The organism is Amycolatopsis azurea DSM 43854, assembly GCF_001995215.1.
Lineage (GTDB): Bacteria > Actinomycetota > Actinomycetes > Mycobacteriales > Pseudonocardiaceae > Amycolatopsis > Amycolatopsis azurea.
In genome coordinates, this window is record NZ_MUXN01000013.1 from 198,049 (window position 1) to 218,451 (window position 20,403).

The window sequence follows — 20,403 nt, forward strand, 5'->3', positions numbered from 1 at the left end:
GGACAACGAAATCGAACGGAGAACACCGCATGACCCTCGACGGCAAGGTGGCTTTGGTGACCGGCGGCAGCCGCGGGATCGGTGCCGCCACGGCGATCCGGCTCGCCGAGGACGGCGCTGACATCGCCCTCACCTACCAGAACAACGCAGAACTCGCGGCCGGTGTCGTGGACAAGATCAAGGCGCTCGGCCGCCGCGCGCTGGCGGTCCAGGCCGACAGCGCCGACGCCGCCGCTCTGGTGTCCGCGGTCGAAACGACGGTCGCCGAGTTCGGCAGGCTCGACGTGCTGGTCAACAACGCGGGCGTCGGCTTCGTCGGCCCGCTCGACCAGACGAGCCTGGAGGACATCGACCGCGTGCTCGCGGTCAACGTCCGCGGTGTCTACGTGGCCACGCAAGCCGCGGCCCGGCACCTCGGCGAAGGCGGGCGCGTGATCAGCATCGGCAGCTGCGTTTCGGACCGCGTGCCAGGCCCCGGGATGTCGCTGTACGCGGTGAGCAAGACCGCGCTGCTGGGCCTGACCAAGGGCCTCGCCAGGGAACTCGGCCCGCGCGGGATCACCGTGAACATCGTCCACCCCGGCCCGACCGACACCGACATGAACCCGGCCGACGGCCCGTACGCCGCCGACCAGCGCAGCCTGACGGTGTCCGACCGCTACGGCTCGCCGTCGGAGGTCGCCGCCACCGTGTCGTTCCTGGCACGGCCGGAAAGCGCCTACGTCACCGCGACGACCGTTTCGGTCGACGGCGGCCACGCGGCCTAGTCGATCGACAGGCCGATCTCGCTCGCGAGATCCGCCAGCATCGCGTCGAAGAGGACGTCCGGTTTCGAGAACGGGATCGGATAGTTGCCGAAGACCTCGAGCGTGACGTGCCCGTAGAGCCGGGCCCAGAACTGGATCATCAGGTACGTCACGCCGAGGTCGAGCTTCTCGAGCGGGAACGTCTCGCCGGATTCTCCGAGTACGGCCAGCAGTTCCCCTTGGAACGACGTGAGATCGTCGCGCAGCTCGGCGGGCACCACGTCGTTCGACGGCGTCACCAGATCGTGCATCGCGAGCACCCGGCCCGCCGCCGCGAGGAAGATCCGCCCGAACGGCTCGCCCAGCCTGCTCAACGTGTCGTCGCCCGCGGGCGAGGCGAAGACCAGCGTGAACTCCTTGGTGTGGGTCAACGCCCAGCGCCGGAATCCCTTGCAGATGGCGAAAAGCTGCAGCGCGCCCTCGTCCGGCAGCTGCGCGATGTCCTCGGCCAGCCCGGCCGCGAGATCCGCGACGACGTCCGCGCGAAGGTGCTCGACCAGATCGTCGCGTGAGCCGTAGTAGCGGTACAACGCCGGCGCCGTGATGCCGAGCTCGCGCGCGATCGCCCGCAGGGTCACGGCCTCCGGCCCCTGCTCGACCAGGAGCGCCCGCGCCGTCCGCCGGATGTCCTGATCGGTCGCGGCCCGCTCGCGACCCCTGCGGCCGGTGTTGTTCATCCAGGCATTCTAGGTGGTCAGTGCGCCCTTACCGGGGAACCGCCCAGCAGGCGAGCCTGGAGCCCCGTGAGTGCCCGGAGCGCCAGGAAAATCGGTACGGCCATCCCCACCGCGACGAAGAAGTGCACCACCCACGCGCCCGCCAGCGTCGGTCCGCCCCACGTGCCTTCGGGATCGCTGCCGGACCAGAAGAGGCCGTAGGTCGCGATGCGCCCGACGAGATAGAAGAGCAGCAGCGCGAGCAGGAACGCGACCGCGCTCGGCCCGAACGCCGCCACTGATCGCGGCCGTCCGCCGCCCTCGTGGCCAAGCCACCGCCGGGCGAGCCCGCGCTGGACCTTCGCGCCCCCGAGATACCCCGGGAGTGCGAGAAGCGCGTAGATCGCGCGTTTCCAGTCCGAAATCGTCATGCTCAGCACGATATGGGCCGCTGACCAGCGCGAACACCGGGAAAGCCGCCGCATCGGGTGAGGAAAACCGGAGGTCGCTGTGGTGATCCACACGACCGGGGTGTGGATGCGCGCGAAACGTTCCCCGATGTCAGACGCGTATGCCACACTCGGTCGCCGAACGGCTACGACGTGAACAGGGGAGGTTCGCGTGTCGAACCCTGAGCGGCTTTTCGCTGATTTCGAGGCCAAGCTGGCCGACGCCCAGCGGAAGGCGAATCAGATGCGCACCGAGATCGAGGGCGTCTCGGTGTCCGAACGCAGCAAGGACGGCCAGATCTCGGTCAAGGTCAACCACGCGGGGAACCTGGTGGGTCTGGAGATCGGCCCTTCCGTGCGGGAAAACCCCGCGCTCGCGCAGGAGATCCTCCGCGTCGTCCAGACCGCCCAGAGCAAACTGGCTGGTGCGATGCAGGCCGGCGTCCCGTCCATCGCGGGCACCGAGACCATGAACGAGCTGGTCAGCCAGCTGCACAACGAGTACCCGGAGCCGGAACCGACGGGCTACGTCGAAGGCGGCCACCAGGAGGTGGACGAGGACGACCGCTTCGTCAGCGAAGACGAACTCGACGCTCCGCCGCCTCCGCCCGCTCCGAAGCCGCCCGCTCCTCAGGCCCCGCCCGCGCCGCCGCGTGCCGCGCGCAGGCAGCAGGCCGACCACGAGGACGACTACTTCACCGGCGGCGACTTCCTGCGCTGAGCGTGGGTACTCGAGGGAGGGGAAATCATGGTGCAGCCACAAGGCGATCAGGGCTTCAACGTCGATCCGGTGCAGATCGACGAACACGCCAAGCAGGTCGCGACAACGCTGGAAACCATTCAGACGGCGCTGGCCGCAGACCAGCAGAGCCGGATCCAGGCCGGTGACTTCGGATTGATCGGGCAGCTCGTGGCTCTGGACGTTTGGTGCAGCAGTACCGCCGACAAGGCCGCGGAAGCGCTAAAAAGTGCTGTCGACGCAGGTGAGCACCACGTTTCGACAGTGCGGAAGTGGGCTCAGGCCCGTCGGGTCGACGAGGAGTCGGCGACCGAGCTGATCAACCGTGCGGGGCAGGTGAAGCATGGCTGACGGTGGGGGCGGCAACAAGGTCCTGGACGAGGCGAAGAAGGAAACCGACTCCGAGAAGAGGCCAGTCGACAGCGCGCTCGAAGGCGCGGGTGCGATCCAGGATTACTACGGCGGCATCGAGAAGCTGACCCAAGGTGACTGGACGGAAGGTCTCCTCAGCCTGGGCAGCGCCGGGTTCGACACGGCCTCGATGATCGCGAGCGGCGGGAATCCCCTTGAGACGCTGATGAGCTGGGGTTTCGGTTGGGTCATCGAGCACGTCGACTTTCTCAAGGAACCTCTCGACTGGCTCACCGGAAATCAGGACGCCCTCGATCTCGAGGTCCAGAAATGGACCACGATCAGCAAGAAGGTTCAGGAAACGGCCGAGCAGCTCACGGCCGAGGTCAAGAAGAACACCGGTGACTGGACGGGAGCGGTTGCCGACCGTTATCTCGAATACGTCCAGGAACAGCTGCATTCGTACAGGGCGCTGTCCGACGCCGCACGCGATGCCGGTGCCGTCGTCGAGGTCTGCAAGGTCATCCTCGATGTCGTGAGGACCCTGATCCGGGATCTCATCACCGACACCCTGGCGAAGATCGTCTTTATTCTCATGCGGTACCCGCCGCCCGCATATCCGGCAGCGCTGGCCGCGGAGGGCATCCCCTTCGCCATCGGGCAGTCAGAGAAGTCGCTGACTCATGTCTCAAAACTCCAGAGGTGCTTTCTACGGGCGAAAGAACTTCTCGAGGCGGTGGGCTTGGCTCTTCTCGACCTGGCGAAGAAGTGGGCCAAAGACGGCGGCAAGTACGTGGCCGACGTCGTCAGCCACGTCGGCGGCGTCGCGATGCACGCCGGCCTGGACACGCTGGGCGGATTGGGCAAGGCCGCTGTCAAAGAAGTGACCAAGGGCGTACTGGACTATGGCGCGTCGACTGAAAACAGCGAGAGCGCGAACGATGAAGAGGAAGATCGCGAGAAGACCACGATCGACCCGAAGAAATCCGAGGTCGTCGGTCAGGGCGCTGCTCCTGCGTCATCCGGGGTTCGTCAAGGGGAAGATCCAATCTTCGAGCAGCGAGGTGGTCAAAGGATCTCGGGCTCGCTATGAGGACGACTTCGCAACAGGACCACGCGTGAGGCCGTCTTGAGTTCCTACGCCAAGGGAATGGCCTTGTGGATCGCCTCGCTCACGGCGGTCGTCGGCCTTCTCGGAATCGCGGCGCTGACGATCCACCGGCTCGCGGCGGCACCTGAGAGCCTGACCAGCTGGTCCGACGAAGGCAAGGACGGGACCGCCTCGGTCACCGGATGCGATGTCCGTGGGCCGATCGGTCCAGGAGGAGTCGGCTATTACTGGGCCTGTACGGCCGACGTCACCACGCCGGCCGGAACGCTGGCCGGTGTCCAGTTCCTGGGTGAACTGACACCCGACGACGCCGGAAAGCCCGTCGCGGTCGAGAACGACGAAGGTGAGTGGCTGCGAAACATCAGTCACCCGTACTGGTCCCTTGACTATGTGATCGGCATCTACCTGGCGATCTTCGCGTTGTGTGCCGTGGCAATGCATCTCGCCACGCATCAGGTCTTGAAAGAAGAGGAGCCGGACGAAACAGCCAAGGCGGAATTCGTGGCGAACGCGGTCACCATGCCGGTCCGGCATCACGAGGAACTCAAAAGCAACCGGGACAGCGGGAAACTGACCACGGGTTTGGGACTGAGCCTGGTGGTGTTCGCCGGCTTCATCGGCTGGTTGGTCTTCGAATTGCGGATCACCGCCTTCTGGGATCCGGCTTACCTGGTCAGCGGTGTCTTCTTCTTGCTCGGTGTCGTCATCACGATCTACGGCCTGCGAGAGAAGACCGTGCCGGACGTGGCCACTTTCTTCGTGGAGCCCGAGGGGCTGAGAGTGCAGCTCAGCGACGGACGAGGAACTTTGCTGCGCTGGTCGCTGCTTGAGCGCGTCGTCTTCGAGCCGACTCACACCTTGGGGATCCGGAAGACCGCTTCGGTGCAGCTCGTTCCCTCCCCTCGGGAAGGTGACGGCCTCCATGCCTGGATCCGCGGTTACTTTCGCGGGGTGCGGGCGACGTATGGGTACGAGCTGTCGCCGGGAGCGCAGTTGCCGGCGGCTACCAAGTTTTCGAAGCTGATCGAGCGGCAGTCTCCTGGACTCACCCGGTGGCCTCGGCGTGAGGTCCGGCGCTGGGGCTTCGGGTTGTTCGGCCTGGTCGACCGGTTCCGCCGAACCGGTCGGCGTTAGGAAGTCATGAAATCGGTCGTGAAGTCCGTGATCACCTGTGTCGCGGCGTGGACTCTATTGGCCTTGTTCGTCCTCGGTGTGCTCACGTTCCTCCGGATCGCCGGTCTGCCGGAGACCGTTTCCGGCTCCGATCTCACCGGGGCGGACGGCACCGCGACTGTGGTCGAGTGTGCCGAGTTCGGTCCGCTTTCGGCTCGGGGCGCGGGCTATTACTGGAAGTGTGCCGCCGAGGTGCGGACAGGTCCGGATCGAGCACCGGTCGAGGTCGAGTTCGGACCCGATGAGCTGACACCGGCTGACCTGGGACAGCAAGTATTCGTCGACTACGACGCCCATGACTGGCAACGGAATGTCCCACACCCCTACGACTTCCTCGCGGTGATCGGCCTGGTCGCCGTCGGAGGCCTGGGTTTCATCGGATACGGCGTCGGCCCCGAGGGCATCCTCAAGTGGCTGGTGCCGACCGTGCGGCGCGATGCCGGAGCGGCACGAGCTCCGGCCGAACCGGAATCGCTGGACTTGCCGGTCGATCTGAAACTGCCGGTACCCGACGGAGGAGATCGAACCGGATCCATCGCGGCTTTCGTCTTCTTCGCCGCGACGGGGATCGGGTTCCTGGTGGTGGCCGGAACCATGATCGTAGCGACGGCACGGCTGAGGCCCGATGACATCGCGACCTACCTGGTCACGCTTCCTTTCTTGCTACCAGGTGTCGGCTTGCTCGCGGTGATTCCCTCGGCTCGGCGCCGACTTCGCGTCACGTCAGGAGCATCGCTGGTACCCGCGCGGTTGACCTCGCGAGGGTTCGAGCAGACCGCGCGTGACGGTTCGCCACGCCGGATCCACTGGTCGAGGATCAAGCGCTTCGTCTTCGTCGAACGGCCTGGCGACCTGGTCGAGGTCCATCTCACGATCGTGGGCGAAAAGAAGGACGAAGACCTGGCAGCTGCCTTCTGCGTTCGTTCCGACCACGGATATCTCCTCACCCCTTTTCTGCGGCTTCGAGAAGCCGAACACTTGTCGGCTGTGGTCGAGAACTTCAAGCCGGGTTTGACGCGCTGGCCCACGAGGGAAGTGGCCCGGGGCGGGCTCGGCTTGATTCGGCCGGCCAAGAGCACCGTCGTCAGGCTGAAGGACGCCTCTTCGGGGGTTTCGACGGAGAAGCGGATCTCGGCGAGTCGGCCCTCGCTCGTCCGGATGACGGTGATGCTGCTGGGGGCGACTCTGCTTACCTGGTCCTTGGTGACAGCGGCGTCCGGCCAGGTGGCGATGGATCGATTCGTCATCACCGCTGTCGTGCTCGTCTACCTCGCCGCGTCCCTGTACCGAGGACGCCGCGGGATCTTCGTGCTCCGGAAAGACTCCTTGAGCTGGAGGGAAAGGGATCACCGCGAGGTGAAGGTCCTCTACGCGGACATCGACAACGTCGTGGTGAAGCCGGCTCCGCCCGGCAACGGCCGGTGGTACTACAGCCTTCATGTCGTGCCGAGTGACGAGGACGAGTACGTGCTGGTAGAGCGGGTGGGCGCGGCCGCCGCGAGGCGCGTCGTGGATCTTGTCCAGCCGCGACCTGCGACGACTGCGTCGCTGGAGAACCATTCGTGAGGCGATTTTGAGTTCCTACATCAAGGGGTTGTCCGCCTCACTGGCCGTGCTCATCCTGGCTTTGGGGCTGGCGGCGCTCCCGGCACTCACGATCCACCGGCTCGCGGCGGCTTCTTGGTCGGCACGACGATCGTGTTCTCCCGCATGAGGAGAAGAGAGGCGCTGAAGGAAGCGACCTTCTTCGTGGAGCCCGAGGGACTGAGGGTGGCGACCAGCGAGGGCCCGGGAATCCTGCTGGCCTGGTCGACGCTGGAGCGGATCACCTTCGACAAGCCCCGGACAGTGCGACTACGCGATGACGTTTCGGTCCTGCTCGTGCCGGTTCCGTCGAAGCGCGATGGGCTTCACACCTGGATCCGGACCTACTTTCGTGCGGTGGGAACAAGCCTCGGGTATGAGCTGTCCCCGGGGATGCGCCGGCCGGCGGCGGCGAAGTTTTCACACCTGATCGAGCAATATCGCCCTGGCCTCACCCGCTGGCCACGGCGCGAGGTCCGGCGCCGGGGCTTCGGCCTGTTCGGCCTCGTGGACCGATTCCGCCCGGGTAAACGGCGGTGACGAGCATGCAGGGCAAGGGTAAGGCGGCCGGTGCGGGGGTGCTTGCCGCGGCGGTGACGGTCGCGCTGGTGATCGGGCCGTTTCTTTTCTTCGTCTGCCTGACGATGTTCCGCCTGGCGGGGACACCGGAGGTCAACACCGGACAGACCGTGGTCGGCGACGCCTCGGCCGTGATCAAGGCCTGCGATCGCCGCGGCCCGGTCTCCTCCGAAGGTCTCGGCTACTTCTGGGAGTGTGATGCCGAGGTCACCTTGCACGGCCACTCACTCGGCACCGTCAGGTTCGATCCCGACGAACTGACACCGGCCGACGGGACGGATGTCGTCGGTGTCCACCGAAGCGGTGATCATTGGCAGCGCGACGTCGCACATCCCTATCGGCTGCTGCATGTGGCGGGCCTCGTGGTTCTGGCGGTCGACTTCTTCGCCGTGCTGGCCGCCCTGGTCCCATTACTGGCATCCGTCTTGTGGCTGTTCACCCGGCTTCGGCGACGGGAGGATCCGGAGAACGTTGTCACACCGCGAGACGAGCACCGGGTCGCGATCCGGCTCAAGGCGCCCGCGAAGCCGAAGCGGCGGTCGCCGACCGGTGTCACGGTGCTCGGCTTCGGCGGCCTGTTCTCGATGGTGATCGGCGTGTGGATGATCTATCTCCACGGTCGGCTGAGCGGGGATCTCTGGGGAATCGCCGCGGCGGCGTCGATCATCCTGCTCGGAGTGGCGTTGTCGGCCGCTGCGGCATGGTGGGCCTTCGCGCCGGAGAAACCCGGTGATACCCGGACGATCGAGCTCACCGAAGAGGGAATCAGGCAAGAGGACGATTCGTCGGAAGCGTTGTTGTTGCCGTGGGAAGACCTTCGCTCCGTCGTCTTCGACGAACGCGGCAGACCCGGCCGGATCAGCGCCCACATGACCTTGGTCGACGAAACGTCGAGGGCGAAGCTTCGTGAGGAGTACAGGCGTCCCTCGAAGCACGGAGTCCTTCTGACTCCCGAAATCGCATTGGACCAGGCGGAGTCGGCGGCAGAAGCCATCGACGGCTTCCGCCCTGGTTTGGTGCATTGGCGTTCACGCGAACTCACGCGCAGTGGTTTCGGGCCGGGCAAGGATTCCGGGCCACGCCTGGTGCGCTGGAAGGACGCGGACAGGGCAGACGACGGTGCCACGTCGATGGACGACCTGGTCAGGGTTCGCGCGAGCCGCATGCCAGGGGTGCGAATCCTCGGCTTCGTCGGACTCTATGCCTTGATCGTCCTGCTGTTCGCTCTCCGGCAGTTCGCGGATTCCGTGCCTTTGTGGTTGTCGCCGGTCGTGGTACTCGTCACCGTCACTTGGGGAGTCGTGCTCCACAAGACGCGATTCCGCGGAACTCCTGGCTTCTTCGAGGTCGACGAGGACTCGTTGACCTGGTTCGAGCGGGACAGGCCCGCAAGGCACGTCGTGCCGCGCGAGATACCGCCGGTCGATGTGCCGCTCACGCGGCTCCGACAGATCCGGTTCGATCAGCTTCCGCCGGAGCACGGAAGAAGGTACGTACGGGTTTCGGTGCGCCACGACAGTGTCCAGTCGGTTCTCGCGGAGAAGATCACGGCTGCCGCCGCGTCACGGCTGCCGCCGCGTCACGGCTGGCTGAAACGTTGGGAGCACGATCCGGTGAGTGACGGTCTTCCGGCGACTGGGTACGAAGCAGTTCCCACGGTCACGCGCAGATCTCCTTGGAAGGTGGCCGGCGTCGCCATCGGCGTGCTCCTCTACGCGCTGATCTGCTGGACCCTGATCGGCCGCGGGATCGTGTCCGACGGTGAGGAGGGAACGGGCGGGCTGGCCGATATGGCGACGGCGAAGACTTGCGAGGAGGTAGGGCCGCTGAGCATCGCCGGGATCGGCTACTACTGGGTTTGCGACATCGAGGTTCGCCCGTATTCATCCCGGTACAGTGAAAAAGCGGTGGCGGCACGGTCGTTCCCGGACGAGTTGACACCGGCCGACATAGGTAAACCGGTCCGAGTCAAAGAGGTCGGCAGGTACTACGCGCGGGATTTCAAGAGCGATGTTCCGTGGTGGAGCATCGCGCCTGCGGTCGGCGGGGTCGTGGGGCTGGGGCTGTTCGCCCACTGGCGACGGAACAAGCGTTTCCGGAAACCTGTCACCGAAGCACCCGCGACCACCTCGCTTTCTCTCTCGTCAGTTCGCCCGCTGGGTGGTGTGACGGCGCCTGCCGGACTCCCCGCGGCGGCATCGAGAACAGTCACCCCCGACGACTGGTCGTCCGCCAAGTTCTGGCGCATTTGCGGGGTGATCTCCGTGGTCGCCGTCATCTCCGGGATCGTGGGTTTCGCCGCGGACCGAGGAACGGAGCTTCGCGAAGCGACCCTGACGATCGCGGCGATCGGACTCCTCTCGCCCGGATTGCTTTGGTTCTGCACTCCAGCGCGATGGAAAAAGGCGGCCTGGTGCACCACGTTCACAGTGTCGGTCGAAGGAATTCGCTGGTTCCGCCGCGATAAGGCGACCTTCGAGGTGAGCTGGGACGAGCTTCGGGAGCTTCGGCTGACCGCTGTCACCGACGGCAAGCGCACCTTGCGGATGATCGACTTCTTCCCCATCGACAATAACTTCGCGAAGCGTCATCGAACGCTGAAAGGGCTATGGGAAATCGGGGCGAACCTTGACGGCCGTCCGCTTCCGCCGGTCGTGAACGGCTACCGGATTCCGGAGGCATTCAGTGACGCCGCGTTCGCCGAGATCCGGACCGCGATGACCATGATCCGGCCGGACAAGCTGAGCGAGTATCGAGGCCAACGTTGAGGGGATTGATGGCGTGGCTGGCGTTCGCGGTCGCGGTGATCGCGATCGTGACGTTGGTCCAGATCCAACGAGAGCCGTATGAAGCCGGCTGGTCCCCAGCGGACGGCTTCGTCAGGCTCGTGTTGTTCGGTCTGCTCCTCAGCGGCTTCATCGTGCTTACGTGCCTTGGCAAACGAGGAATCGTCCGAGCCTTCACTTTCGGCCGCGTAGAACTCCCCAAGCCGACCGCGAACCCCCGCGTGATCAGGTTCGATATCCCTGAGAAGGAGGACGGGAACCGGTTGATGGCGAACCTCGTCGCCATCGGGCTCTTTCTGATCGGTCTGGGTTTCACCGTCGTCGGCGCCACCACTGGTTTGGCGATGATCAACGGAGAAGCGTTCTCCCTCCTGTCCACCGTCACCTTTCTCGTCGCCGGGCTGGCGGTCTTTCCCACCATCCCCGCCGGTGTCAGGTGGGCGTTGGACGGCGGCTACACCCGGCCGATCGAGATCACGTTCACACCCGTCGGCATGAGCCAGCCTGTCGACGACGGGCAGAAGACCGTGGCGTGGCCGAGCATCGCCGGTTTCGTCTTCGATCGGCACCGGGGCGGTCGCCGGGTGGACGCGCACATCGCGATCTCGGACGAGCGAGGACGACAGCAATTGCTGCCGGTGTTCGCGAAGGAGTCCGCCCATGGATTCCTGATGACCACCGCGATGGATCCTGCCGAAGCCGAACGGGCGGCAGCGGCCATCGAGCGATTTCGGCCCGGGTTGGTGGAATGGCGGGATCAGCGGGTTCGTCGTGGCGGGTTCGGGCTCGAGAAGCGCGATGGAGGCGTCATCGTGCGCTGGCCGGAGCGGGATCGCCCGGATGCTCCGGGGTCCGCTCCGCAAGAGGAACAGACGGTCGTCGCCCGGGAATCTCGCCTCGCGGCATCTGTCAAAGGACTCGCCGCGTGGTCGGTGGCCGCGGTTTTCGCCCTGACCCTGCTGACGGTGATCCGGCATGCCGATGAACTGGTCGACGGCCTTCGGTTTCTCGTCGTCGCCGGTATCGTGGCGGTCTTGGCCGGAGTCTTGACGGTCGCCGTGACCGGTCGGCGCGCGGTTCTGGCCAGATTCGCGTTGCGGCGGCACGAGATCCTTGCGCCAAAGCCGCTCGCGGCGGAGACGGTCGGGTTCGGGATTCCTGACAATGGCAAGTTCTTCGCCCGGATCCTGTCCTCCGGTCTCAACGGCATCGGGTGGATCGTCTTCGGCGGCGGTCTGTTCGTCGTCGCCGAGCACGCCGAGATCGACGATGGCTTGCCGATGGTTCTCGGATCGGTGGTCTTCACGATCGGGCTCTTCCTTCTCGGGTCCCTCGCGTTTCGGCACCGCGAGACCACGAAGTCGTTGCCTGTGTCCGTGACGGACGACGGGTTGGAACAACCTGTCGGCGGAGACCGAACCCTGGTCCTGTCCTGGGACGAAATCAAGGAAGTGGTCCTGGACGAACACCTCGCCGGTGGGCACTTCTCCGCTCACGTCGCCCTGGTGGACGTGGAGGCCGAGGTCCTTCTCCGGCACGAACTCCGGAAGGAGTCGAGGTTCGGCCACCAGTTGACGCCGACCATGACCGCCGCCGAAGCGGACCGATTCGCGGCCTTGGTCGAATCCCGGCGACCCGGCCTGGTGCGCCGGCCCGCGCGGGAGGTCACCAGGGGCGGTCTCGGAGTCGTCGGTGTGGCGCGGCGCGTCATCTTGCGCTGGAAGGACGGCACGACGCCGCGCCCGGCGCCGCAAGATGGCTTGTCGATCTCGAAGGTCGCCGACGCGGACAAGCAACGACGCGCGGGCGTCATCGCCCTTGTCGCCGCGGTGGTTCTCGGCTTCGGGGTCATCTCGGACACCGGCGTGGCGGTTCGTGTCGTCGCCGCCTTGCTGGGCCTGCTGATGTTCTGGATGGCGGTCGTGTCGCTGCGGCGCGACCAGAGTCAGGTCGTCCGGGAATTGGCGCTCAAGTCACGGTGGATCACGGTGACGACGCTGACGTCCCGGACGTGGAACTGGTCCATGCGCTGGAGCGACATCGAGAAGGTCATGCTGCGTCGCACCTCCGGCACCGACACGTTCCACGTGGTTCTTCGCCCGTCGGACCGCGTCGATGCCTACTACCCGCGCGAGCGCTTGGCGATGCCGTTGGGACTGAAGCGCGAGGACAGCGGCGACATCCTGATCGCGGAAACCGAACTGACGTCGGAGGACGTCAAGCAGATCTGGCCGGTTCTCGAAAGGAACACGGAAGTCGCCTTCGACACCCCGGGAGCCATGAAGTGACTGACGATCGGTTGGTGATCTCGCGAACGCCCGGAGTCTTTGGTCATCTGGTGCTGGTCTTTCTCTTCGGCACGCTGACCGTCGTCATGGCGTTCGCGGTGCTCGGGGACTACAAGCTCGCGGTGCGCATCGTCGCCGGTGTCCTGTGTGCCGTGTTCATCTACTGCGGGTCCATCGAGTTCCGCAACTACCGGACGCCGCCCCCTGCCGATGAGCTGATCATCGAGCCCGCCGGTATCACCCGGATCGTCAACGGGCTGATCAGCTGGACCGCCCCTTGGAGTGACATCGAGAAGGCGTTCCTGAGTCTCAAGTTCCGCGAGTACACACATCGCAGACCAAAAGCCGATCAGTTCACGCTCGTTCTGCGACCTGGCCCGGATTTTGACGCTCGGTCGATAGGTCTCACCCGTGAGCCGGATGGTGACCTCCAGATCTCGGACGTCGATCTCAATCCGCGTGAGGCCGAGGAGTTGCTGCCCGTGCTCGTTCGCCATGTCGAAGTCGAGATCGAGGACGACAACAGTGCCGTGGTCGTGAGGCCTGACGAAGCGATCGTCGACGCGGCCCGCGACGAGGAGCTGGTCGTCGAGGACGACGTGGTGAAGATTCATGTCAATGGCTGGGACAAGGGGAAGTTGAAGGCGTTCAACCTCTGCTCGTTGATGATCGAGGTGTGCTGTCTCGTGGTCGCAGCTTCCACCGATCTCACTGTCGTGCGGGTTGGCGCGTTCGTGATCCTCTTCGCTCTGTTCGTGGTGACGTTGGTGGTCGATGGGCTCGAGAGCGAGACGCACAAGAAGGAACGGAAGGCGGTACTCGAACTCGGACCGCGCGGGTTCTTCTTGCGAACCTATGGCTCTGTCGTAGGTGTGTGGTGGCATGAGATCGATGCGGTGCGGTGGGGTATCGACGACCAGCGCAGGTATTTGGAGTTTCTTCCCGCCTCGGAGGCATTCCGGATCCGTCATCCGAACCTGGCGAGCCTGATCAGACGTGACCGGTACGACGATGAGTCCGAAGTCCTCAAGGGTGGTTGGTACCGGTTGGCGGAGCCGTTCACGGCCAACGCCCGGCGTGAATTCGAGACTGCCATGCGGATAGCGCGAGGCGTGGAGTTCCGGGAAACGGCCGTAGCGGGCTGAGGCGCCCCGTCGAAACGGGGCGCCGCCGGCGCCGATCACTCGGGGGGCTACGTGATCGACGCCGGCGACCCGATGCCCTGCTCCCGAACTCAGATCGGGACCGGGGCAACGTCACCGCTCAACCGCGGCAACGCATCTCAAGAGCGGGCGTGATCGCCGAAGTGACGCCCGGGGGAAGGTTATCCCCCGAAAGAGTGACGGCGTTCCGCTGCTCGCCTGATTGTCGCATTACGCGCCGAGAAAGTTACAAAGTTCTTCACATCTTTGCCCGGAGAAGGGTCATGACCGGACAACTCCTGGTCATGGCAGGGTCTTCTCCATGACTTCTCAGGTGCTGGTCATCGGGTCCGCCAATGCCGATCTCGTCGTTCCGGTCGACAGGCGACCTGGTGGTGGCGAAACCGTACTCGGTGGCGACACGATCTTGTCGCCGGGTGGCAAAGGCGCCAACACCGCCGTCGCCGCGGCCAGGCTCGGCGCCGACGTCGCGTTGCTCGGCGCGGTCGGCGACGATCCGTACGGCGAGCTGCTCAAACGTTCGCTGGCCGAGTCCGGGGTGAACACGGATTCGGTGCGGACGAGCGACCGTCCGACCGGGATCGCGTACATCACTGTCACGCCCGACGGCGAGAATTCGATTCTCGTCTCGCCCGGCGCCAACTCCGCTCTGCGGCCCGAGGACGTCGATCTCGACGGCGCCGAGATCGTGGTGCTGTCGCTGGAGATCCCGCTCGAAACCGTCGAGCGGGCCGTCGCGAAAGCCGTCGAAAAGGGCGTGAAGACGCTGCTGAACCTTTCGCCCGCGGCCGAACTTTCCGCGAAGACGCTCCAGGGGCTCGACGTCCTGTTGGTCAACGAGCACGAGGCGGCCTTCCTGCTCGGCGGCGAGGCCGATTTCCCGAAGCTGCTCGACCTCGGTCCGAAGGCCGCTGTCGTGACGCTCGGCGCGAAGGGGGCCGCGGTGGTGACCGCGGACGGCGTGACGGAGGTGCCGTCGCCGAAGGTCGAGGCCGTCGACACCACGGGCGCGGGTGACGCCTTCGCGGGCGCGCTCGCCACGGCGCTCGCGAAGGGCGAGGAGCTGGCCGACGCCGCGCGAAAGGCGGTGAAGGTGGCGGCGATCACCGTGACCCGCCAGGGTGCGCAGCCTTCGTACCCCACGGCATCCGAACTGGAATGATGTCTACTTCTGTGTTGTGCTGTCGGCTATGAGTCAGGTCACGCCCCCTATGAGATATGGTCTAGACCATGCCGTCTGAGTCACTGACCGGGGTCGCCGTCAGTCCCGGCCGCGCGAGCGGTCCTGTCGTCCGAGTCGCCGAACCCCTCGGCGAACCCGCGAGCACACCGGCACCGGCCGATCCCGCCGCCGAGGCCGCCCGCATCGGCCCGGCCGCGCAGATCGTGGCGGCCCGGCTCGAGAAGCTGGCCGAGACCGCCACCGGCGAGGCCGCGACGATCCTCATCACCACCGCGGCGATGGCGGCCGACCCGGCGCTCGTGTCTTCGGCGGAGCAACTGGTCAAGGACCGGAACCTGCCCGCGCCGCGCGCGGTGCACCAGGCGGCGGGCAAGTTCGCCGACGCGCTCGCGGCCGCCGGCGGCTACATGGCCGAGCGCGCCCGCGACGTCCTCGACGTCCGTGACCGGCTCGTCGCCGAACTGCTCGGCATCGCGCCCCCGGGCGTTCCCGACCTCGGCTCGCCGAGCGTGCTCGTCGCGCGCGACCTCGCGCCCGCCGACACCGCCGGGCTCGACCCGGACAAGGTCCTCGCGCTCGTCACCGAAGAGGGCGGACCCACCAGTCACACCGCGATCCTCGCCCGCGCGCTCGGCATCCCCGCCGTCGTCGCGGTCCGCGGGATCCTCGCGCTCGACGCGCAAGCGCTTGCGGTGGACGGTGACACCGGCGTCGTCGAGGTCGCGGACCCGAATGCCGAGGTCGTCGCGGCCGCCACGACCGGCGCGATCGAGTGGGACGGCACCGGTGCGACCGCCGACGGCCACCGCGTGAAGGTGCTCGGCAACGTCGGTTCCGCCACCGACGCCCAGGCCGCCGCCGAAGCGGGCGCCGAAGGGGTGGGCCTCTTCCGCACCGAGTTCTGCTACCTCGACGCCTCCGCCGAGCCGACCGTCGAAGAGCAGCGCAAGGCGTACACCGCCGTGCTCACGCCGTTCCGCGGCAAGCCGGTCATCGTCCGTACCCTCGACGCGGGCGCCGACAAGCCCCTCGCCTTCCTGGAGCCCGACGACGAGCCCAACCCGGCGCTCGGTGTCCGCGGCCTCCGGGTCGCCTTCGACCGGCCCGAGATCCTCGACCGCCAGCTGGAGGCCATCGCAGGCGCCGCGCAGGACTCCGGCGCCGAGGTTTCGGTGATGGCGCCGATGGTCGCCACCGCCGCCGAAGCCGCCTGGTTCGCCGAGCGCGCCCGCGCCGCCGGAATCGCCCGCGCGGGCGTGATGATCGAGATCCCGGCCGCCGCGCTGACCGCCCGCGAGATCCTCGACGCGGTCGACTTCGTCTCCGTCGGCACCAACGACCTCGCGCAGTACACCTTCGCCGCGGATCGCCAGCTCGGCGCGGTCGCCAAGCTCAACGACCCGTGGCAGCCCGGGCTGCTGCGCCTGCTCAAGGTCATCGGCCAGGCCGCGAAGGACACCGGCAAACCCGCCGGCGTCTGTGGTGAGGCCGCCGCCGACCCGAGGCTCGCGCTCGTCCTCGCCGGGCTCGGCCTGACCAGTCTCTCGATGAACGCGCCCGCGGTGCGCGCGGTCGGCGCGAGCCTGGCCGCCACGACGCTGGCCGAATGCGAGGCGCTGGCCGAGGCCGCACTGGCCACGTCGGACCCGGTCGAGGCGCGGGCCGCCACAGCCAAGCGATAGCAAAGGTCCCTTGCTCCCCCGGTGGTGAACTTCGGGCTGGTCGGCCAGGCCACGGCGATGTTCGTGGTGACCAACGTCGACGACATCGTGCTGCTCGCGCTCTTCTTCGGCCGCGCGACCGGCCGCGGTGGCGCGGCGAGTGTGGTGGCCGGGCAGTACCTCGGGTTCGCCGGGATCCTCGCCGTCTCGATCGTCGGGGCGCTCGGAGCCGGCCTGTTGCCGGACTCCGTCCTGCCCTGGCTCGGGCTGGTGCCGCTCCTGCTCGGCCTCCGGGCGGCGTGGCGCGTCTGGCGTAAGGCCGACGTGGACGAAGAGCCCGAAGCCGGTCCTGGCGTCCTCGCCGTGGCGGGGGTGACCTTCGCCAACGGCGGCGACAACATCGGCGTCTACGTCCCGGTGTTCGCCACCACCGGGACCGGCGGGCTGCTCGTGTACGCGGCCGTGTTCCTCGCACTCGTCGCGGTCTGGTGCGCGGCGGGCCGCTACTTCGCGACCCGGCCGGTGATCGCCCGCGCCCTGGTGCGCTGGGGCCATCTGCTGCTGCCTGTCGTCCTCGTCGTCATCGGTCTCTTGATTCTTCTGCGCGTCTGATGTCGAAATCCGGTCCGCCACTTCGACGCCTTGGTGAAGACACCGAAGCGACGAAGGGATTCCGACCATGACGACCACCGAGACCCCGGCGCGGGCGGGCACCCGGGAGTGGGTCGGGCTGGCCGTACTGGCCCTCCCCACCTTCCTGGTCTCCCTCGACGTGTTCGTGCTGATCCTCGCGCTGCCGAAGCTCAGCCAGAGCCTCGGCGCCGACAGCACCCAGCAGCTGTGGATCATGGACGTCTACGGCTTCATGATCGCCGGGTTCATGGTCACCATGGGTACCGTCGGCGACCGCGTCGGCCGCCGGAAACTGCTGCTCGTCGGCGCCACGGCGTTCGGCCTCGCCTCGGTGCTGGCGGCGTTCTCGACCAGCGCGCTGATGCTCATCGCCGCCCGCGCGATCCTCGGCATCGCCGGGGCGACGCTGGCGCCGTCGACGCTCGCCCTGATCAGCAACCTGTTCCCCGACAGCCGTCAGCGTTCCCTAGCGATCGGCATCTGGGCGGGCTGTTTCACCGTCGGCGCGATCGTCGGCCCGATGGTCGGCGGCGTGCTGCTGGAGCACTTCTGGTGGGGTTCGGTGTTCCTGCTCGGCGTTCCCGCGATGGTCCTGCTGCTCATCGTCGGCCCGAAGCTCCTGCCCGAGTACCGCAACGAGAACGCCGGCCGCCTCGACCTGGCGAGTGTCGCGCTTTCGCTGGTCACGATCCTGCCCGCGGTCTACGGCATCAAGGAACTCGCCCGAGAAGGCCTCCACCCGGTCCCGCTGGCCTCGCTCCTGATCGGGCTCGGCTTCGGCACGGTGTTCGTGCGGCGCCAGCGAACCCTCGCCGACCCGCTGATCGACCTGAAGCTGTTCCGGGTCCCCGCGTTCTCGACGGCGCTGGGCGGGATGTGCGCGTTCTCGATGCTGGGCGGGACGACCATGCTCTTCGTCGCGCAGTTCTTCCAGATCGTCCTGGAGCTTTCACCGGTCGGCGCGGCGCTGGCGCTGCTGCCGGGCATGCTCGCGGCGACCGTCAGCTTCCTGGCCGCCCCGATCCTCGCCCGCCGCTTCCGGCCCGCCGCCCTCATCGCCACCGGGCTGGCCGGCGCGATCGCCGGATTCCTGCTGCTGACGCAGGTCGAGCCCGGAGCCGGTCCGGTGCTCCCGTCGATCGCGTTCGCCGTCACCTGCCTGTGCGGCGGCCCGCTGGTCACCCTGGGCACGGATCTGGTCGTCGGCTCCGTGCCGCCGGAGAAGGCCGGTTCGGCGGCCTCGCTTTCGCAGACCGGCAACGAGTTCGGCTACGCGCTGGGCATCGCGACGGTCGGGACGCTGGGCAACGCCGTCACCCGGTCCCGGCTCGCCGACGCGGTTCCCGCGCACGAGGCCTTCGCCAGCGGGATGCACGTGGTGTCCGGGCTGGCCGCGCTGGTGCTGGCCGGGATCGCGTACTTCGTGCTCCGGCACCTCCGGCACGTGCGCCCGGTAGGCGCTTAACCGAAGAAGCCCCGCCGCGGGTACTTGATGATCAGCGCTCCCCCGTGCACGCGCCCGGAGATGACGAACCGGGGCGTGCCGGGGCGGCCGTTCGACCGGGTCCGGTCGTCGAGGTTGCCGAACTTGATGTCGGTGATCGAGTTGGTGTCGACGGCGGCGCTCTCGGGGATGGTGATCTCCACCGGGCCCCATTTGGCCTGGAGTTCGATGTGCACCACCGGGTGCCGGATCTCGGCCTGGGAGAAGTCCAGTTTCGTGGCGCCGTACTTGTTCCGGACCACCATCGACTCCGGGACCAGCCAGTTCCCGTTGCGCTGCAACGCCGAGTACTTGCCGTTGAGCTCCATGACCTGCCCGGACGGATGCGCGTAGGCGTGCTGGCTCGGCGGCGCCCACGGGTTCTGCTGCTGCCGCGGCACCATTCCCGCCGCGGGATGCACGAGGCCGGGCAGATCCGTGAGCACCGCGTTCAGCTCACCGCGGGTCTTCGAGGCGAGGGCGCGGTCGGTCCGCTCGGTGAACTCGTCGAGGTTCAACATCCCGAGGCCGATCGCCTTCTGCAGCACTTCGACGACGTGTTCGCGTTCCGCGTCGGAGACCCGGATGTCCCGTCCGGTCAACGGCTTGGTTTCGGTCGCCGGTTGCTCTTCCTCGCCCATGCCATGAATGGTAGAACCGGATCTCACGCGCGAGATCGGGGAAAAACCCTGAACAGACCCGCATTTCTCCCCTGTGCCGCCGCACTGGCGGCTGTCCTGACGCTGGCCGGCTGCACCGCGACCCCGCGACCCGCGCCCTCCGCTCCGGAATCGACGAGCCCGCCGCCGTCGAAACTCGAGGGCATCCCGGTCGACTACATCGGTTTCCGCCTCGTCATGTCGACGACACCGCCGTCGATGCTCGATCCCGCCACCGGCGTCACCACCCCGCTTCCCGGCGCCCCGGCCGGTGACCGCGTCAACGATGTCGTCCGGGTCGGCAAGTTCCCGGTCGTGCTGTCGGCCGGCCGCTGCGGGCCGTCCTGCGTGGAGCCGTCCGAGGTGCTCGCCTACGGGGACCCCAAGAACCAGCCGTGGAAGCTGGGCAAGGCCCGCAGCGTCGCCCCGTCGGCCGACGAGACCGGCGTCTGGCTGATCCGCGACGACGGCAACGACCTCTGCCGCCTCCAGTTCGTCTCCCTGCTCGGCGCCGAACGCGACCGCGGCCGCCCGGCGAGCTGCACGACGGCGGTGCGCCAGGAGGTGCCGCAAGGCCTGCTGATCACGGTGAACGCCGGGACGGCGACCGCCGAGGACGTGCTGATCGACCCCGCCACCGGCCGCGCCGTGCATCAGTTCCCCCGCATCCTCGCGATCACCAAGGAGCGGATGCTGCTCGCCGAACTGACCGAGTTCTCCGTGTTCGACCTGCGGAACGGCCGGCGCGCCCCGGTCCGGTGGCCGGTGGCCAACGGCAAGCCGGGGCAGGTGGTGCCGAGCCGCGACGGGTACAAGGTGGCCGTCCTGTTCGGCGACCCCGCCTGGGCCGGGACGAGCACGCAGACCGCCGACCTGTGGGTGCTCGCCCTCGACACGCTGACCTGGACGCGCGCGCCCTCGATGCCCATCGCGACCGCGCTCAACCAGGTCGCGGTCGAGTGGAGCGAGGACGGCGACCTGGTGCTCGTCACCGACGTGGTCGCGAGCTGGCGTCTCGACCGGCCACAGTGGACCATCGTCAAGACACCGCTGCCCGCCGAGCGGAACCCGTCGGCGGTCACTGTCGCCCAGGGCTGAG

The 20,403-nt window shown here is 67.2% G+C and carries 18 protein-coding genes; 15 read left to right on the forward strand and 3 right to left on the reverse strand.

The window, feature by feature from the left end; translation table 11 throughout:
* Window positions 1-29 precede the first annotated feature (29 nt).
* Window positions 30-767 carry a 3-oxoacyl-ACP reductase family protein gene (locus B0293_RS18255; protein WP_005154405.1) on the forward strand — a complete coding sequence of 246 codons (738 nt, stop codon included), beginning with the start codon at window positions 30-32 and terminating at the stop codon, window positions 765-767.
* Here the strand turns inward: B0293_RS18255 and B0293_RS18260 are convergent.
* On the reverse strand, window positions 764-1,483 hold the full coding sequence (locus B0293_RS18260; protein ID WP_005154393.1) for a TetR/AcrR family transcriptional regulator: 720 nt from the start codon (window positions 1,481-1,483) through the stop codon (window positions 764-766). The genes B0293_RS18255 and B0293_RS18260 overlap by 4 nt on opposite strands.
* Before the next feature lie 17 nt (window positions 1,484-1,500).
* Entirely contained in the window at window positions 1,501-1,893 is a 393-nt protein-coding gene (locus B0293_RS18265; protein ID WP_052014363.1) for a hypothetical protein, read from the reverse strand.
* A gap of 190 nt (window positions 1,894-2,083) precedes the next feature.
* Here B0293_RS18265 and B0293_RS18270 point away from each other — a divergent pair, with 190 nt between their 5' ends.
* The 13 genes from B0293_RS18270 to B0293_RS18330 all read left to right on the forward strand — a co-directional run bounded on the left by B0293_RS18270 (window position 2,084) and on the right by B0293_RS18330 (window position 18,627).
* The gene (locus tag B0293_RS18270; protein ID WP_005154387.1) at window positions 2,084-2,632 is read left to right on the forward strand and encodes a YbaB/EbfC family nucleoid-associated protein; all 549 of its coding nucleotides are present in this window, start codon (window positions 2,084-2,086) and stop codon (window positions 2,630-2,632) included.
* Window positions 2,633-2,659: 27 nt separating this feature from the next.
* Complete coding sequence (locus B0293_RS18275) at window positions 2,660-3,001, forward strand: hypothetical protein (protein ID WP_005154385.1); 342 nt, start codon at window positions 2,660-2,662, stop codon at window positions 2,999-3,001.
* On the forward strand, window positions 2,994-4,094 hold the full coding sequence (locus tag B0293_RS18280) for a WXG100 family type VII secretion target (protein ID WP_005154383.1): 1,101 nt from the start codon (window positions 2,994-2,996) through the stop codon (window positions 4,092-4,094). Before B0293_RS18275 ends, B0293_RS18280 begins: the two co-directional genes overlap by 8 nt.
* A 36-nt stretch (window positions 4,095-4,130) precedes the next feature.
* Window positions 4,131-5,246: a DUF6346 domain-containing protein gene (locus B0293_RS18285; RefSeq protein WP_005154381.1), complete on the forward strand. Its 1,116-nt coding sequence runs from the start codon at window positions 4,131-4,133 to the stop codon at window positions 5,244-5,246.
* A gap of 6 nt (window positions 5,247-5,252) precedes the next feature.
* The gene (locus B0293_RS18290) at window positions 5,253-6,851 is read left to right on the forward strand and encodes a DUF6346 domain-containing protein (protein ID WP_005154376.1); all 1,599 of its coding nucleotides are present in this window, start codon (window positions 5,253-5,255) and stop codon (window positions 6,849-6,851) included.
* Between the two features lie 114 nt (window positions 6,852-6,965).
* Complete coding sequence (locus B0293_RS18295; protein ID WP_005154375.1) at window positions 6,966-7,409, forward strand: hypothetical protein; 444 nt, start codon at window positions 6,966-6,968, stop codon at window positions 7,407-7,409.
* A gap of 5 nt (window positions 7,410-7,414) precedes the next feature.
* Window positions 7,415-10,216 (forward strand): DUF6346 domain-containing protein, encoded by a 2,802-nt coding sequence (locus B0293_RS18300; protein WP_143254591.1) that lies wholly within the window; start codon window positions 7,415-7,417, stop codon window positions 10,214-10,216.
* A gap of 8 nt (window positions 10,217-10,224) precedes the next feature.
* Window positions 10,225-12,522 carry a hypothetical protein gene (locus tag B0293_RS18305; RefSeq protein WP_005154372.1) on the forward strand — a complete coding sequence of 766 codons (2,298 nt, stop codon included), beginning with the start codon at window positions 10,225-10,227 and terminating at the stop codon, window positions 12,520-12,522.
* Entirely contained in the window at window positions 12,519-13,667 is a 1,149-nt protein-coding gene (locus B0293_RS18310; RefSeq protein ID WP_143254592.1) for a hypothetical protein, read from the forward strand. Before B0293_RS18305 ends, B0293_RS18310 begins: the two co-directional genes overlap by 4 nt.
* 319 nt (window positions 13,668-13,986) lie before the next feature.
* Window positions 13,987-14,847 carry a ribokinase gene (locus B0293_RS18315; protein ID WP_005154363.1) on the forward strand — a complete coding sequence of 287 codons (861 nt, stop codon included), beginning with the start codon at window positions 13,987-13,989 and terminating at the stop codon, window positions 14,845-14,847.
* A gap of 68 nt (window positions 14,848-14,915) precedes the next feature.
* Window positions 14,916-16,550, forward strand: a complete 1,635-nt coding sequence (ptsP, locus tag B0293_RS18320; protein ID WP_005154360.1) for a phosphoenolpyruvate--protein phosphotransferase — start codon at window positions 14,916-14,918, stop codon at window positions 16,548-16,550.
* 24 nt (window positions 16,551-16,574) lie between these two features.
* Window positions 16,575-17,141: a cadmium resistance transporter gene (locus tag B0293_RS18325; protein ID WP_039916655.1), complete on the forward strand. Its 567-nt coding sequence runs from the start codon at window positions 16,575-16,577 to the stop codon at window positions 17,139-17,141.
* Window positions 17,142-17,208: 67 nt separating this feature from the next.
* Complete coding sequence (locus B0293_RS18330) at window positions 17,209-18,627, forward strand: MFS transporter (protein WP_005154345.1); 1,419 nt, start codon at window positions 17,209-17,211, stop codon at window positions 18,625-18,627.
* Here B0293_RS18330 and B0293_RS18335 read toward each other — a convergent pair.
* Window positions 18,624-19,286, reverse strand: coding sequence for a DUF1707 SHOCT-like domain-containing protein (locus tag B0293_RS18335; RefSeq protein ID WP_039916590.1), 663 nt, complete (start codon window positions 19,284-19,286; stop codon window positions 18,624-18,626). The genes B0293_RS18330 and B0293_RS18335 overlap by 4 nt on opposite strands.
* A gap of 216 nt (window positions 19,287-19,502) precedes the next feature.
* Here B0293_RS18335 and B0293_RS18340 point away from each other — a divergent pair, with 216 nt between their 5' ends.
* Window positions 19,503-20,402: a hypothetical protein gene (locus B0293_RS18340; RefSeq protein ID WP_245191902.1), complete on the forward strand. Its 900-nt coding sequence runs from the start codon at window positions 19,503-19,505 to the stop codon at window positions 20,400-20,402.
* Window position 20,403: the final 1 nt, after the last annotated feature.